The sequence below is a fragment of the Vibrio sp. 1F253 genome (genome assembly GCF_041439295.1).
Lineage (GTDB): Bacteria > Pseudomonadota > Gammaproteobacteria > Enterobacterales > Vibrionaceae > Vibrio > Vibrio tasmaniensis_A.
In genome coordinates, this window is the sequence record NZ_JBGONU010000017.1 from 61,583 (window position 1) to 77,301 (window position 15,719).

A 15,719-nucleotide genomic window follows, 5' to 3' on the forward strand; every position below is an offset into this window, starting at 1 on the left:
TTAAAACGATCCTTGTTAAGGCACGCATTGCTATCGCAACGTCCTCTTAGTTCGGACCTATCTTCGTCTTGTTTTATCAAATCATATCCGTAAAAAAGCCCAATCAAAATTGACTGGGCTGGCTTAAAAGAATCTGTTTTATATCAATCCCTAATAACCCGCAGTGGACGGTTTGATTCTATATAGAATGGCGAACATCACTGGTACTACTATTAGCGTTAGTACTGTAGCAAAGCCTAAGCCTGCCATGATGGTAATCGCCATCGAGCCGAAAAATGCATCGAATACCAAGGGAATCATGCCCAAGATAGTCGTTAGTGCTGCCATAGATACCGGTCGTACACGACTGATCGCGCTGTCGACAACCGCTAAATATGGGTCTTTACCTGTTTTTAGCTCACTGTTGATCTGGTCAAGCAGTACGATACCGTTCTTCAAAATCATGCCACTTAGACTCAATAGACCTAAGAACGCAGTGAAGCTAAATGGCATATTAGTGCCTAACAGACCAATCGAAACGCCAATGATAGAGAGTGGCACCGTAAACCAAATCACAAGTGGCTTACGAACCGAGTTGAACAGAAGCATAGTGATGATAAACATCAACAAATAACCCATTGGCAGTGAACCAAATAGAGATTCTTGTGCATCTTTTGAACTCTCGTACTCACCGCCCCAACTGATGCTGTAACCTTCTGGTAGAGCCAATGCTTCTACTTGTGGTTTTACGCGAGCAAACAAGCTAGCTGGTGTTTCATCACCCAATACATCGTGATCAGCCAGAACCGTTAACGTACGCTTTCTGTCACGACGTTGAATCAGTGGCTCAGACCATTGAAGCTCAACTCCATCGATCACTTGTTCTACAGGAATGTAGGTTTGCAGTGATGGGCTCCAGATCTTCACATTGTTCAGTGATTCAAAGTCAAAACGCTCTTCTTCAGGCAGGCGTGCCACGATAGGTAACATGTGCGTACCATCGCGCAGTAAACCGATGTTGTAGCCACCAAACGCCATCTGTAGTGTCTCAGACAGATCCGTCTTTGAAATACCAAGGCGACGTGCCTTTGATTCGTTAAACAGTGGCACGAGCTCTTTGGTGCGTTCACGCCAGTCGTGACGCACATTTCGAGAACCAGGATCCGCCAACAAGATATCTTCTACCTCAACAGCTATGCTGCGAAGGATCTGCGGGTCTGCACCGCTAATACGAGCTTCGATTTTTGACGCTGGCGACGGGCCAAACTCAATCAATTTAAATTGGAACGTAGGTTGTTCAAATTTATTGGCCAAGTCCTTGTCTAGCCCTTCTAGGACTTTAAACATGGTGTCTCGGTCAGTCGTTCGTACCTGCAGTTGACTGTACGCTTCGTAACTTTTCTCGGGTTGGTATGTCAGCGCAAAACGTTGCATGCCTTGACCAACTGTTGTAGTTACAAACTCAACGTCGTCTTGCTGGCGAATGTAGCTTTCAACTTTTTCTGTCTGCTTAATCGTTTCACGTACATCGGTACCTTCCGGCATCCACATATCGACGTAAAACATTGGCGTATTTGATGGCGGGAAGAACTGCTGCTTCACCATACCAAAACCAACAACAGAAACTGCTAATAGCGCGACCATACTTACTACGGTAAGCCACCTAAATCGAAGTGCTACTTTCAGACACGCGCCGAATACAACGAACAGAATACCTTTGTATGGGTCTTCGTTCTCATCGACCTTGTCTTCTTCTTTCAGCATCATTTCTGCAAGGAACGGAGTCAGCGTTAGCGCTGTAACCCAGCTCAAGAACAATGAAAAACACAAAACCCAGAACAGTGAGCCCATGAATTCACCTGTCGCGTCTTTCGACAAACCGATTGGTGCAAAGGCCGTGATAGCAATAATGGTCGCACCCAATAGTGGCCATTGTGTTTGTGTCACGATGTCCTTCGCTGCTTGAAGCTTGGTTTTGCCTTTCTTCAAGCCAACCAGAATACCTTCAACGACAACAATCGCATTATCCACCAGCATACCGAGAGCGATGATAAGTGCACCCAGTGAGATACGGTGCAGTTCGACATCGTTGTAATCCATCAGGATGAAGGTTCCAAATACCGTCAATAGAAGCACTAGACCGATGATCAAACCACTGCGTAAACCCATTGCAAAAAGCAGTACGATGATAACAATAGCAACGGCTTCTACTAGGCTGATTAAAAAGTCAGCCACTGATTTGTCTACTTCTTGCGCTTGGTTGTAGAAGTAGTTCAGCTCTACACCGGCAGGCTTAATGCTTTCTAAACGATCCAGTTCGGCATCTAACGCGTTACCAATTTCGACGACGTTTACGCCTGAAGAGAACGCAATACCAAGGTTGATTGCTGGTTTGCCGTTGTACGTTAATACATTGCCCGGTTTTTCTTGGATACCGCGAGTAACCTCAGCGACATCTTTCAAGCGAATCAAATTGCCTGTGTCACGACCATGAATGATCAGGTTTTCTAGCTCTTCAACCGTGCTCAATGTTCCGTTAGGTTTGATTGTTAGGCTTTGGCCATTCAACATTACCTCGCCTGCCGATACCACACTGTTTTGTTGTGCTAACAGTGACGTTACCATCGACATATCTAGGTTTAGCGCCGCTAAACGCTCAAGTGACATCTCAACAAACAATTGCTCTTGTTGGTCACCCGCAATACTTACTTTGCCAACACCGTCAACCAATTCGATTTCACGCGTTAGGTAATCTGCGTACTGTTTTAGCTCGACATAATCGTAACCATCACCGGTCAGCATGATCATCACACCAAATACGTCACCAAAATCATCAATAATCTGAACTGAATTAACACCACTGGGTAGTGTTGGCTGTAGATCGTTGATTTTACGACGCATTTCATCCCAGATTTGGGGCAACTCGTCTGGACCGTAGTCCATCTTCATGCTGACCATAATTTGAGACATACCATTCGACGACGTTGAAGTGATCTTGTCGATATAAGGCAGTTGTCGTATCTCTTTTTCAAGTGGATACGTTAACTCTTCTTCAACTTCCATAGACGTAGCGCCAGGGTAAGTTGAAATAATCATTGCATCTTTAATGGTAAAAGCTGGGTCTTCTAAACGGGATAGGTTGCCAAAAGACGACACACCGCCAATGGCCAAAATGACTAGAAACAGCCAGCTGATTACTTTGTTTTTAATTGAATATTCTGCGATGTTCATTCTGCTTTTCCTGACAATTCGATTCCGTCACGGAGTTTTCTTAGATTCGAGTTTACGAGTCGATCACCTTGCTCAACACCATGAGCGATTAATGTGCCTTGGCCACTGATTTTGTCGACTTCTACTTCGCTTTTGAATGCTTGTCCGTCTTCCATTTTCCACACATAGAACTGATTAGCTTCAGAGCCCGCTTCTAGCGTTGTCATTGGTAACTGGTAACCTTGAACATCACTCAGACCCGCTTTCGCCATATCCACATTGACCGTAACGCTCGTGCCCGGCAGAATTTCACTTTCAGGCTGCTGCATCTGCATCCAAAACTCGTAGGTACGTGATTGTGGGTGTAATTCGCTAGTGTGCTCTAGATACGTCAGAGGATATTCCCCCGAGTGACCTCCAAAAGTTGCTTGGGGGCGGTAACTGCTCGAACGCATGTCTGGGCTGATCGACGCCAAAATAGAATCTGACACTTGAATTCGCACATACACCTTATCGTTCTGGTACACACTCAGGAGTGTTTCTCCAGGAGTCGTGTTTTCGAATCGTTGCTTATCTACGGTTGAAACTGTTCCTGAGAATGGCGCTAAAAGCTCTGTGTAACTTAACTTGCGTTTTGCTGCCGCCAAATTCGCCGATGCTAGTTTGTAGTTGGCCGTAAGTTGGTCGTGTTCTGATTGCGATAACATCTTGCTGCCAAACATCTCCGTACCACGGGCCAACTGTTTGCTCGCCAGTTTGAATTGAGATTTAGCATCAGTTAGATCTTGAAGGTACGTTGCGTTATCTAAGGTGGCTAATAACTGCCCTTTTTCGACTTTGTCACCGGCTTCCACCAATACTTGTTGAATTTCGCCTGCAAGCTTAAATGCCAACGGTGTAAGTTCTGCAGGCATCACCTGTCCATTAAAACTTCTGAACTGATCAGTCAGCGGCGCGCCAACGTCAAAGGTAGAAACCAATAAAGGCGGTTGTTCACGGTGTACAGCTTCATTGTTACAGGCTTGAAGTAACAAAACCGACGCGACAACAACTGATAATTTTAAAAGGTTCATTAAATACCCCCCTCACGAAGCCAAGCTTTTACTTGCTGTCCGTCAGATAACACATCCACACCGGCTTCAACGATAAGATCACCAGAAGAAAGACCTTCTATAACTTTACCTTGCTCATCAAGCAGGACTTGTAACTTAGAAATCGATCGAGAGTCTGGGTTATAGCGCCATAGCTCGCCATGGTCAGCTTGTTTGGTAAGCCAAGCTGAATCAACAATGCCAATGCCGTTGTCTGACTTACTCTTCTGAACTTCAACTTGCGCTGTCATTCCAGAAAGTAGATTGATGCCTACCGGCTTGTCGATAGATACAACCGCTTGGTAGCTGTTGGTGTCTTCATCTGGTTGTGTAGAGATCTCTTTAAAACGCGTTGGGATACGAATACCGCGGTGGCTATCCATTACAACCCACATGTTTGAGCTCGTTAGGTCTTGAATAGAACGGTCTTCAAGCTTAGATACCGGAATAGAGAACGTCACATCCATTTCACTGTGATTCAAAATATTAAGAACTGGCTGCTTTTCAGCAATTAACTGATATTGCTTACCAAACACCATCGATACCACGCCATCGAATGGAGCAACTAATGTGGTGTAACCAAGGTTTGTTTTTGCTTGTTCCAACTCAACGTCAGCGGCAGTAAAGGTGTTGACGGCTTGGTCGTAGTAATCGGTACTGACTAACTTTTTCGAATACAGCTCAGAAGCTTGCTTGTATTGGCTGTTCGCCAAGTCAAATTTAGCTTGAGCTGCATCAACGGCAATACGGTAATCCGTCGCGTCTAATGCGGCTAGCACCTGACCCTTCTTAACTTCTTGTCCCATACGAACATCAAAAACTTCAATATCGCCACCCACTTGAAATGAAAGCGCAGCACGGTCGGTTGCATCCACTTTTGCGATAAAACTATCAAGCTCGATATCTGCCCGCAGAGGAATCTCAAATAACTTTACAGGCTTGATTACCTGCTCACTTTCCTCTGATTGAACTTTGTTACATCCAGTTAGAGAGCCTGCGAGCAATAGTGCGGCAATAAGCGCGCCCGTACGCTTGGTCGGTATCGCTTTGATAGACAAATTGGATTGCATGATGCTTCTCCATTTAATTATTATGATTTATTACACAGGTGGGCAGTATATTTATTATTAAAGAATTCTCAAGCTTTACTTTCCACCTGTGCAGTATTTTTTATTTCAAGAAAAACAGTGTAGAATGTGGTAATCAGGTAAATGTAGAAATGAAGATGACTGAAAAGAAACAAGGCAGAAGAAGCGCGAAAGACGCTGAAGAGACGAGATTTTTGATCATGGGTGTAGCTGCGGATATGTTCTGTGAGCATGGTTATGACAGTGTTTCTCTTCGTAACATCAGTGAGAAAGCAGGCGTATCTCATAGCCTTATTCGCCACCATTTTGGTAGCAAAGAGAAAATCTGGCATGCTATAAGTGATTGTTTACATGATTATTTTCAGTCATACATTGCTAAAATCGTAGAAGAATTACCAAAAGGCGTCGCGCCAAACATTACTATCTATTTATTCAGTATGCGCCTCTTTAGCAACATGATTCACTCACGCAAACCAATGCAACTTATCACCGACTCTGTTCGCCAAAAAGACAACTTGGTCGATTACTTTATCGACAATGTTGGTGATATCGAAAAACAAATCAATATGTTGGCAGATGAATATAATGATGCGAATCCAGATAATTTGATCAACATTTACGAAATTAAATGGCAAATGATCATGTATGCGCACGGAGCGGTATGTCTTACTCCTTTCATGGAAAGCACATGGAATGAAGGCGTCATGCAATCGACCCCTGAAGAAGCATTGTTAAATCATTGGCAATTGTTCAACAAGCAAATGATCAGTACGTTCAATATCAGTGATGAATGGGTATTGAATACAAGTTCGATTGAAGAGCTTATTTATGAAGTCCCTTGTGTGTGGAAATGTGAACATTAGCAAAACAAACACTAAAATCGCGGCTTCAAGTTTCATGCTTAGTGCTTAGTGCTTAGTGCTTAGTGCTTAGTGCTTAGTGCTTAGTGCTTAAAATGAAAACGAAAACGAAAATGCCCCGCTACTGATAACAGTAACGGGGCATTTTTATGTCTGAGCAAGTCTGCTTAGTTTTTACAGTATCACAAACGATGCAACCGCCAGCAGGTTTAGCGACGCGCTTTACCGCGATTTTGGTGAATCTTAAGTTTCGCTTTCATCTTACGTTTTTCTGATGAGCGACTTTTACTGCGACCACCTCGATCGGGGGCTAGATCTTTTTCTAGGCTTGGTTCAAAGCCCTCTAACCACTCTTGAGGCAAGCGAGTATCAAGTAAGCGTTCAATGTCACCCAGAAGATAAGCTTCATCCTGGCTCATCAAAGAGATCGCTAAACCACTGTTGCCAGCACGGCCAGTACGACCAATACGGTGAACGTAGTCTTCCGCTTTAAATGGCATATCGTAATTCACAACTTGTTCTAGCTGCTGGATATCAATACCTCGAGCTGCCACGTCGGTTGCAATTAACGCGCGTACTTTACCTGATTTGAAATCATCCAGTGCTTTTTGGCGCGCACCTTGGCTCTTATCACCATTGATTGATGCCGCTTTAATGCCATCTAGCTTAAGCTCTTTAACGAGAGCATCGGTACCCTGCTTAGTCTTAGTAAACACCAACACTTGTTGCCAGTTCTTTGAGCCAATCAAATAAGCCAATAATTCACTCTTGCGCGATTTATCAACTGGATAAACCATCTGGGTAACGGTGTCAGCGGTGCTGTTTTTTGGCGTCACTTGAATTTCGCTTGGCGACTGCATCATTCGATGTGCCAGAGCTTTAATTTTGTTATCAAACGTCGCAGAGAAGAACAGAGTCTGTCGCACCTCATTCATACGAGAAAGAATGCGTTTGATATCAGGCATGAAACCCATGTCTAGCATGCGGTCTGCTTCATCCAGTACCAACACTTCAGTGTGGCTCAACATGATGTTCTTAGTGAACATATGGTCGATAAGACGGCCCGGAGTCGCGACAAGAATATCAGCTCCCCCGCGTAGGTTTTCAGTTTGAACCTTCATACTAACGCCGCCGTAAGCCACCACGACTTTGATGTCGGTACCCTTTGCGTAGCTGGTTACGTTATCGAAAACCTGTTGCGCTAGTTCACGTGTTGGTACCAACACAAGCGCACGAACTAGCTTCGGGTTTGGAATAACGTTGTCTTTTGTCTCGATTAATCTTTGGATAATTGGCAAACCAAATGCGGCCGTTTTACCTGTACCCGTTTGAGCACCAGCCAATACATCTTTGCCTTCTAATACCAATGGAATCGCTTGCTCTTGAACACTGGTAGGAGCCGTAAAGTTAAGCTCTGATAGCGTAGCAAGAAGATGCTCAGATAATCCTAGTTGGTTAAAAGATTTTGTAGATTCAGACATAGTATGATGCTCAAAGATTAAATAGGCGCGGATTGTAGCAAACCTGCATTACGCTGTTTACCTTTCCTTTTGATTTTTCTTCATTTGAAGCGAATTAAACTGCTTCGCTTCTTCTAAAACACTAGGATAAAGTTTATGAAAGTGACACTGCAACGTGTTGTAGTGATGTTCTAGGTCGTGATAGCAAGATTTAAGCATCCCAAGCTTTGGCCGTCTCAAAGCCATGCGTTGCAATACCACCTCAATGGAAGGCATGTCTTGATAACTTAGCAACCAACGTTGTTCTGCCATTTTCTGGTGAACAGTAATGAAGTGCTCAGGCCAATGAGGCTCTTGGTGTTCAAAGATCTGTTGATGGCTGTCTACGCAAAAGCGCTCAAGTGATTGCGTTGAGAACTGAGCCCAATGATTGGCTAAGCAGTGATCCCAAAATACATCGAGTGCGATAGGTGCAAAGCGTCGTGTTTGGTGTGAGAAAAGCGATTTTGCAGAACGAGACACATCATGAAGATCAGTATAGCTATCAACGAATCGATGAAGTCTTATTCCGTCTGAAAGTGAGTTTGAATAGTATTTACTAGGGTCGCCTTTAACGAAGTCACCTAACAGATTACCCGCTAAGTTACTTTTACAATGCTTGGCGATGTGGAGGTGTGCGAGAAAGTTCATTGAACCTCATTAAAGTATCGAGAACTAAGTAACATGGTAAACGTACTCGTTTATCTTCGCGAACTTTAATGAGGATAGTTTTGTTATGACGTGTGAGCTAATGAGATTTGCTCAGTTTAAGAATTGTTTAATTTGAGAACGTTGAACTACAGAAACCTTTAGCTCAGTAAAACCTAATTAAAGATTTTAAAAACTTAGTTCGAAGACTTGAAAAGCTCTTCTGCTAATTGTTTAACCGTCTGTTCATAGTCAGATAAATCGATACCAATTTCCATAGCATCTAACAACTCTAGACTTTCGTCATTATAAGATTGGTCACTCATAGTGCCCCCTCTATTCCTTGGTGTGGACATGTTGTCCGATTAACTAGTGCACCATCTTGGACTTATATTATGTCACTTTGATGAACGCACTCTACTCTACCCATTCCATATTTATAGCTTGAAGCTACTCGCGATCATTAACGCTTGTTTACGCTAAAGGGGCATACGCGAACGACATATGTACTGTCACCTTACACCAATTACAACAAATTACCCTATAAATTTTGATGCAAATCACACTCAAACGTTTGCTTAAGCATTTTTAGTTCCTTACGCACCAACCACTGTACATATTAATATACAGTGGATATTTTTAATTACATTAAACATTGCATTTGGAATTAAACTCAATCAAGATACTTGAAAATCGAGATATTCTTTGGGTTTATTCTCTTAGACCAGAAGAAACACAACGAAAACCCACCCTAACGTAAAGAATTATATACAATGAATAAATCAAAGGTTTTTGGTAGTACTTTGATCATTGCAGGCACAACCATTGGTGCCGGCATGCTCGCTCTTCCACTCGCATCTGCAGGAATTGGCTTTTCAACCTCACTATTTCTAATGCTTGGCTTATGGGCTCTCATGGCCTTCACCGCATTATTAATGGTAGAGCTTCATCAATTCGCTGAATCGGACGCAACTCTACACACGTTAGCTCACACGATTTTGGGAACGAAAGGAAAGTGGATCGCAAGCTTCGCCGTGATGTTTCTTTTCTACGCTTTGTGTGCCGCATACATTGCAGGTGGCGGTGCGCAGTTTAACCAACGTATCTCGGATATCGCAGGGATTGAACTCAATGGCCAAGTCACTACACTCCTATTTACACTGTTAGTTGCTGGAGTTGTGACGATTGGTACACACAGTGTTGATAAAGTTAACCGCGTTTTATTCGGACTTAAACTGATTGCGATGGTACTGGTACTCAGTTTCCTTGCACCAAACATCACCTCTCAATACCTAATGAGCATGCCTTTGCATCAAGGCCTGATTGTTGCTGCGATACCGGTTGTGTTTACCTCTTTTGGTTTCCACGGCAGCATCCCTTCAATTGTTCGATACCTGGATGGTGACGTTCGCTCTTTACGTAAGGTCATGATTATTGGCTCTGCACTGCCTTTGGTCATCTATGTTTTCTGGCAGAGTGTTACGTTGGGTGTGGTTAGCCAAGAGCAATTATTGTCTGATACTAGCTTGGGTGCGCTTCTAGTCTCACTATCGCAAACTGTTCATCAATCAAACTTAAGCTTGATCGTGGGTGTATTTGCTGACCTTGCACTTCTTACTTCTTTTATTGGCGTGAGCTTGGGGTTATTTGAATTCATGGGGGACTCTCTAAGCAAGAAACTAGGCAATGCCAAACGCGTTAAGACGGCCGCTATCACTTTTTTACCACCATTAGGTTTTGCCTTGTTCTCCCCACAAGGTTTTATCATGGCTTTGGGTTACGCTGCCATTGCACTTTCAGTGCTCGCAATTCTGCTGCCGACAGTAATGGTATACAAAGTTCGTTACACAGATTTAATAGTAAAACCTCACGCTACAGAATCAACTTACCAAGTGTTAGGTGGAAGCAAAGCGCTGTTTTTAGCGGGTAGCGTTGGCGTGTTTATCATTGCAATTCAAATCCTTATTTCAGTAGGGTTATTACCATCATTAGGCTAATAAACCCATCGAGAGCAAAAATACTTGATTGATGTCTCATGAACGATATATTGCTATCATTAATTTTCATAATTAGTCGATCGAAATCACATTTTTATTGAGGTCGGTTATTTAGAGTCCACGGTAAAGGATTTACCGTGGAGTTTTTATGAAAGAAGTACAATTTAGAACGATAGACAAACTGTTTATTAAAATGTCTATTAACGACAAGTTTTGGGTCATTTTCTTGATCTTTTTTGCCGCTGTGGCAAGCCTCGCTGGCCTCAACTACGTCAACAATATGGAACAAATTGACGCGAGTGCAAAACAGCAGGTTGAATATCAGTTGCAAGGCATTTTATCAGCGTCAGATTCCCCAGCTTCGGTTCGTTCTATTAGCCAACAAACACGCCTTCAAGAAACCACTATTTCAAACACGGGTTCGGTGACTGCTACGGCACTGGCACAAGATGGCAACTACTACTCTCTTACCGTTTCAACTACTGATACACAGAACCAAAAGCAGCAAGCTCTGTACACATTATTACTCAGTCTTTTATGGTGTTTGCCTTTTGGTCTTTTCTGTTACTGGGTTGCAACCTTCCTAGGTGGCGCACTTTGGGTTCTTTACTCAACCACTCAAAAGATTGGTGATGGTGATTTAACATCTCGCCTTGGCTTCCATCCGGGCCGAGATGAGTTTGGTACGATTGGTTGCGCCCTTGACCGTTCAATGGATACGCTAAGTGAACTAGTCAATAACGTAAACCAAAACGCAGCGACACTGAGTGAAACGTCAGCTTCTTTCGAAAAAGAGATGAAGCGCAGTGAAACACAGATTATGAGCCAGAATTCATCTCTAGACTCTGTTGCAACGGCAATGGATCAAATGACGGCATCAGCGAATGAAGTATCTAATATCTCTGCGCGCTCTACAGAGCAAGCAGAGCAAGATGCTCAACAAATCAATGATAGCCATGCTATGGTTCAGCAAGCAATCTCAGAGATAACCACCCTTTCTTCTTTGATTGAGCAAACCTCGTCTTCTGTTACGAGCTTGAATGTAAATACAAGCCAAATCAACGAAGTCATCACCACGATCAACGCAATTTCAGAGCAAACCAACTTACTTGCGCTAAATGCCGCGATTGAAGCAGCTCGTGCGGGTGAACAAGGTCGTGGTTTCGCCGTTGTTGCTGATGAAGTGAGAACGCTTGCTAGCAGAACTCAATCCGCTACAGTTGAGATCCAAACGATGATTGAACGCTTACAGCAAGAGAGTCAAAATATTGCTAAGATCACGGTGCAAACGGTTGATCAAGCGCAAACCAGTAGCCAACTCATTTCACATATCGGTGATGACGTAAACTCGATTGCAGATTCCGCACAAGCGCTAATTGACATGAGTCTACAAATAGCAACGTCAGCTGATGAACAAAGCAACGTAGCGAATACCATCGCTGCTGAGCTTAATGATATACGAGGCCAATCAGACGTAATCAAAGATGTCGCTCAAAACTCTTCAAAGGGCGTATCTAAGCTGACTGAAGCATCGGTTTCTCTGTCTCAAACTTTGGCAAGATACCGCACTTAGCACTTGGCAAATAACTATCAACTATTTGCACTTAATGCTTAATGCTTAATGCTCAGAATTAAGAACAAACCTAAGAAGGACTCATATAGAGTCCTTTTTTATTGGTGCTGATTAATAACTATGGTAAAACCATACTCCTCAGTTATTAACATGAAGTAAGTCGCAAAGGAGGGATTAAGAGGAGCCAAAACTGTCTAATAATCGAGCTTAGGGGTAATCTATTTGAACGGGTCTTATTTTCGCTTACCCTTTTGCTGCAGGTGACACATAATGAATAAAACAGATGCACCATACACCGACGATATCACATGCCCTTTATGCCAACATGACGAATATCTACTTTCAGAAAGTGGAGAGAAGTTCACTTGTGCTGCATGTGGTTTCCACACAACACAATTAAGCAAAGTAGTCAGCCTTCAATTAGGCTTTACCCCACCAAAGCTCCAGAGTGCGGTATACCACCACTTGAGCAGCGCTTGCCATTAATCCAAATCGATATTTCTTCCAAACTGTAAATATCCTGAGCCGCTAGCTCTGCTATGTCGGCTTCGGTATTATCACTCAATGAACCTTCAAACGTTGGTCGCAATCTAAAAGATTGAATACCCGCACGAACCCCTGCTTCAATGCCTTTCACCGTGTCATCAACATAAATACATTCGTTTGGTAAAAAGCCCATATTCATTGCGGTATACATGATCAGGTCGGGCTCCGGTTTCCAGCTATTAGCATCAAAAGCTGAAAATACTTTGCCTTTGAAGTCGTCGAGCATTCCTGTCATTGCCAATGAGGATTCAACTCGATATTTAGGCGCATTGGAAGCGATACAAAACTCAATGTCTTGTTGCTTGAGGAATTCAATAAGCTCAATAGCACCATCCATCGGCTTTAAATGGCGTTGGAACAAGGCTTCTAATTCAGTGCGATAAAGCGGCTCGAGTGTATCGATGGAGATAGATAGCCCTAAACGTGCTTGCGTATCCATTAAGATGTCAGCTAGCTTCCCACCTTGAAAGTGCACATAGCAGTCATTAACGCTTAACTTAGCCCCAAAGCAAGAAAACACATTCACTAAGGCTTGGCAACACAGCTTCTCGCTATCGATGAGTGTTCCATCACAATCGAAAATTACACATTTAGTTTGTTCTAACCGCATAGCTCTCTCACTCGCATTGAATTCAAGTTTTATCCTATAGTGTTCTTTCAATACGCGTGATGATTAAGGTAACACTTTACCTATCGCCCCTTATTTCTCTACGCGAAATATGCAGTGGATCACTTTATGCTTAACCATAAGCAACAGCACTCATTAAATTAATATACTTTGAGCGTCACCAATCACGACTTTATTTGCCAATAAACCGTTAATTCACGGCCAATTCTTCAATAACAATAGGTTTATCCGTTAATTCAATGCGACATTCAGCGGTGATGGTATCTGGATACGAATCACGGATAGCAACAAACTCGGGTAAGTGGCTCAGTAGTAACTGAGTAAGCTCAGGGTCGAACTGACAGCCGCATTCTCTCTCGAACAAATCGATAACCATCTCTAATGGCCACGGCTCTTTGTAACAACGGGCACTGAGTAGTGCATCAAACACATCCGCGACGGCCGTAATACGGGCAAACAAGTGAATTTCGTCACCCACTTTGCCATTAGGATATCCAGCCCCATCCCAACGTTCATGATGCTCGTTGGCAATGATAGCAGCCAGATTGGTAATATCACCGGCTCCACTCTTCAGTAAGTTATAGCCTGCCGTTGTGTGAAGCTTCATCACTTCCCACTCTTGCTCGGTCAATTTACCTGGTTTATCCAAGATTGATTCTGGGACTGAAATCTTACCCACATCATGCATCGGACTGATGATCTCTATCATCTCGACCTCGCGATGGCTCAAGCCACGATACTTAGCAAGCAACGCAGACAACTTGGCGACACGTTTAACGTGATTACCGGTTTCGCCAGAGCGAGTTTCAATCGCCTCTCCGAGAACATGAATCATATCTTTTTGAATATTCAGTGTTTGTTTCTGGAGTTTTAAGATTCGTTTGCTCTTTTTAGCCAGTTCTTTCTTTTGGCGTAGAGTGACAAATTGCATCAAAATAATCAGGCTCAAACCTGCAATGACCATCGACAATCCCAATAGCAACTGAAAGTTTTTACGAATAAAGGATGAAGGCTCATTAATGAATACAGCCTCATCAGGTAGCGCACTCTCACGGATACCGAAATTTGTCATCGCTGGATAATTGAAAACAAAACGTTTGTTCTCACCTGGAGTTAAAGGTTCGTCGAAACCAAGAGGTAGGTACTTATCGAGCGCCTTAACCGTCTCTTCACCCATGCTTTGAGAGTGATTCACATAGCCACCAAGTACATCTCCCGAAATATAGAACTGCCACAAAGCAAACACTGGAGCAGCACTTGCTTTAGACAAAGTATCCGAAACCTCTTGATAAGTATGATACACGCCTCGATTCAATTCGGTATTGTAATGACTGAGCAAAACCGCGTCATCAGCAGAGATACCTTCCAAAAACTGACGGGTACGCACTAACGATAAATCGCGTATTTCAACCAATGTGATATTAGGGAACTCAGTCATCACGCGATTCATCTCTTTGCGAATTAACTCAGAAGTGACACTGTAATCATTGATGAAATACAGTATTTTTAGGTTAGGTCTTAACTTCGAAATTAGATCAATATTGACGTCTATCTGATCGTTCTCATAAAGCACGGTTGCTCTATCAGACACCGAATACATGTCGGTACTGAAATCGTTAATACCGGCAGCAACGACAGGTGTGGAGCGATCGATCAAACTAGGCAGAGATTCAAGGAAGTTAGCCGCGTTGTCGTCAGTCGCGATTACACCATCAAACTTATAATCTGCATATTTGGTACGTAAGTAGTTTGCGATAGAATCGTAGTACTCAGGGCTATGGACGCGCTTTGAATCCAAATACTCGATTGAGAGTTTAACTTCGGCTTGAGATTGGCTGAACGCACTGTCTATCCCTTTTTGGAAGTCAGCGGTCCACTGATAAGAAGGTTCGTATGAGTGTAAAACTAGGATGCGTTTGATATCCCAGTCATTAGCAAAACTGAGTGAAGAATAAGCGCTAACACACAATACAGCGATTGAGAACAATAGCTTGTACATACAATACCCTTTAAATAAGACGGGGTATTTTACTTAGATTAACGCTTTCTCAAAGAACCTTTAGTTCTCGACCCACACTTTATCGCGAGAAGCATGATCTTGTGCCCAAAAATCAAGGATCTGCTTAGCAAAAGCGTTGATACTTTGACCACTTCCAACCACAACGTCTGAGATTAGCAGAGAATCCTCCGCTTCTGTAACGATAGCGCTCGCTGCTACATCACCATTTTGAGTCCCTATGTATAAGACATGTTCGTCAGATAACATAATCTGACTCAAAAACTCTAACATGTACGCCCTTTCGGTTTCATCTTGGTAAGCGCTGGCTTGGTTAAGTGAAAAAAGTACGGTCAGTTTATGGAAGTCGACTTTATGCAGTTCATCAATTTGGGAAGGTGTTTGATCTTGGGTGAGGAGTTGGTATGTCTTGGACGGGAGTTTGCTTTGATAAAGTTCTCGGCCTAGCAGGCTCTCTTTTGCGGGGTAGGCAATATCGAGTTGACTAAACAGCCATTGGTTTTTCTTCTGTACAATTTCAGGTATTTCGTTATTCATTCTTTTAGTACCTACGGTTAGTATCCCCAAATGTCACAGCTATTTG

Annotated in this window: 12 protein-coding genes; 3 read left to right on the plus strand and 9 right to left on the minus strand. The window is 43.1% G+C overall.

Annotated features, from left to right (window positions below):
* Positions 1 to 150: 150 nt before the first annotated feature.
* Genes ACED28_RS10810 through ACED28_RS10820 form a run of 3 tightly spaced genes read right to left on the minus strand, consistent with a single transcriptional unit; the run spans position 151 to position 5,350 of the window.
* Positions 151 to 3,210: an efflux RND transporter permease subunit gene (locus ACED28_RS10810; RefSeq protein ID WP_371709831.1), complete on the minus strand. Its 3,060-nt coding sequence runs from the start codon at positions 3,208 to 3,210 to the stop codon at positions 151 to 153.
* Positions 3,207 to 4,262, minus strand: a complete 1,056-nt coding sequence (locus ACED28_RS10815; protein ID WP_371709832.1) for an efflux RND transporter periplasmic adaptor subunit — start codon at positions 4,260 to 4,262, stop codon at positions 3,207 to 3,209. Before ACED28_RS10815 ends, ACED28_RS10810 begins: the two co-directional genes overlap by 4 nt.
* Entirely contained in the window at positions 4,262 to 5,350 is a 1,089-nt protein-coding gene (locus ACED28_RS10820; RefSeq protein ID WP_371709833.1) for an efflux RND transporter periplasmic adaptor subunit, read from the minus strand. Before ACED28_RS10820 ends, ACED28_RS10815 begins: the two co-directional genes overlap by 1 nt.
* 149 nt (positions 5,351 to 5,499) lie before the next feature.
* On the opposite strand from ACED28_RS10820, the gene ACED28_RS10825 reads away from it, so the two are divergent.
* Positions 5,500 to 6,231 carry a TetR/AcrR family transcriptional regulator gene (locus ACED28_RS10825; protein WP_371709834.1) on the plus strand — a complete coding sequence of 244 codons (732 nt, stop codon included), beginning with the start codon at positions 5,500 to 5,502 and terminating at the stop codon, positions 6,229 to 6,231.
* A gap of 206 nt (positions 6,232 to 6,437) precedes the next feature.
* Here ACED28_RS10825 and ACED28_RS10830 read toward each other — a convergent pair whose 3' ends face one another.
* From ACED28_RS10830 to ACED28_RS10840, 3 genes are all read right to left on the minus strand, one after another.
* Positions 6,438 to 7,709 (minus strand): DEAD/DEAH box helicase, encoded by a 1,272-nt coding sequence (locus tag ACED28_RS10830; RefSeq protein ID WP_012600681.1) that lies wholly within the window; start codon positions 7,707 to 7,709, stop codon positions 6,438 to 6,440.
* 57 nt (positions 7,710 to 7,766) lie between these two features.
* On the minus strand, positions 7,767 to 8,378 hold the full coding sequence (locus ACED28_RS10835) for an ACP phosphodiesterase (protein ID WP_017100525.1): 612 nt from the start codon (positions 8,376 to 8,378) through the stop codon (positions 7,767 to 7,769).
* 194 nt (positions 8,379 to 8,572) lie between these two features.
* Positions 8,573 to 8,701, minus strand: a complete 129-nt coding sequence (locus ACED28_RS10840; RefSeq protein WP_017059831.1) for a hypothetical protein — start codon at positions 8,699 to 8,701, stop codon at positions 8,573 to 8,575.
* 447 nt (positions 8,702 to 9,148) lie between these two features.
* On the opposite strand from ACED28_RS10840, the gene ACED28_RS10845 reads away from it, so the two are divergent.
* A complete protein-coding gene (locus tag ACED28_RS10845) occupies positions 9,149 to 10,372 on the plus strand; it encodes an aromatic amino acid transport family protein (protein WP_371709835.1) in 1,224 nt (407 codons plus the stop codon).
* Positions 10,373 to 10,520: 148 nt separating this feature from the next.
* Complete coding sequence (locus ACED28_RS10850; protein ID WP_017100523.1) at positions 10,521 to 11,945, plus strand: methyl-accepting chemotaxis protein; 1,425 nt, start codon at positions 10,521 to 10,523, stop codon at positions 11,943 to 11,945.
* Positions 11,946 to 12,372: 427 nt separating this feature from the next.
* Here the strand turns inward: ACED28_RS10850 and ACED28_RS10855 are convergent, their stop codons facing one another.
* The 3 genes from ACED28_RS10855 to ACED28_RS10865 all read right to left on the minus strand — a co-directional run bounded on the left by ACED28_RS10855 (position 12,373) and on the right by ACED28_RS10865 (position 15,673).
* Entirely contained in the window at positions 12,373 to 13,101 is a 729-nt protein-coding gene (locus tag ACED28_RS10855; protein WP_371709836.1) for an HAD-IA family hydrolase, read from the minus strand.
* Positions 13,102 to 13,309: 208 nt separating this feature from the next.
* Complete coding sequence (locus ACED28_RS10860) at positions 13,310 to 15,118, minus strand: HD domain-containing phosphohydrolase (RefSeq protein WP_017097955.1); 1,809 nt, start codon at positions 15,116 to 15,118, stop codon at positions 13,310 to 13,312.
* Positions 15,119 to 15,178: 60 nt separating this feature from the next.
* Positions 15,179 to 15,673 (minus strand): hypothetical protein, encoded by a 495-nt coding sequence (locus ACED28_RS10865; protein ID WP_029222777.1) that lies wholly within the window; start codon positions 15,671 to 15,673, stop codon positions 15,179 to 15,181.
* Positions 15,674 to 15,719: the final 46 nt, after the last annotated feature.

What these genes read in the sequence shown, in the direction of transcription:
- ACED28_RS10810 (WP_371709831.1), bottom strand. Translation starts at nt 3,210, where the DNA reads ATGAACATCGCAGAATATTCAATTAAAAACAAAGTAATCAGCTGGCTG.
- ACED28_RS10815 (WP_371709832.1), bottom strand. Translation starts at nt 4,262, where the DNA reads ATGAACCTTTTAAAATTATCAGTTGTTGTCGCGTCGGTTTTGTTACTT.
- ACED28_RS10820 (WP_371709833.1), bottom strand. Translation starts at nt 5,350, where the DNA reads ATGCAATCCAATTTGTCTATCAAAGCGATACCGACCAAGCGTACGGGC.
- ACED28_RS10825 (WP_371709834.1), top strand. Translation starts at nt 5,500, where the DNA reads ATGAAGATGACTGAAAAGAAACAAGGCAGAAGAAGCGCGAAAGACGCT.
- ACED28_RS10830 (WP_012600681.1), bottom strand. Translation starts at nt 7,709, where the DNA reads ATGTCTGAATCTACAAAATCTTTTAACCAACTAGGATTATCTGAGCAT.
- ACED28_RS10835 (WP_017100525.1), bottom strand. Translation starts at nt 8,378, where the DNA reads ATGAACTTTCTCGCACACCTCCACATCGCCAAGCATTGTAAAAGTAAC.
- ACED28_RS10840 (WP_017059831.1), bottom strand. Translation starts at nt 8,701, where the DNA reads ATGAGTGACCAATCTTATAATGACGAAAGTCTAGAGTTGTTAGATGCT.
- ACED28_RS10845 (WP_371709835.1), top strand. Translation starts at nt 9,149, where the DNA reads ATGAATAAATCAAAGGTTTTTGGTAGTACTTTGATCATTGCAGGCACA.
- ACED28_RS10850 (WP_017100523.1), top strand. Translation starts at nt 10,521, where the DNA reads ATGAAAGAAGTACAATTTAGAACGATAGACAAACTGTTTATTAAAATG.
- ACED28_RS10855 (WP_371709836.1), bottom strand. Translation starts at nt 13,101, where the DNA reads ATGCGGTTAGAACAAACTAAATGTGTAATTTTCGATTGTGATGGAACA.
- ACED28_RS10860 (WP_017097955.1), bottom strand. Translation starts at nt 15,118, where the DNA reads ATGTACAAGCTATTGTTCTCAATCGCTGTATTGTGTGTTAGCGCTTAT.
- ACED28_RS10865 (WP_029222777.1), bottom strand. Translation starts at nt 15,673, where the DNA reads ATGAATAACGAAATACCTGAAATTGTACAGAAGAAAAACCAATGGCTG.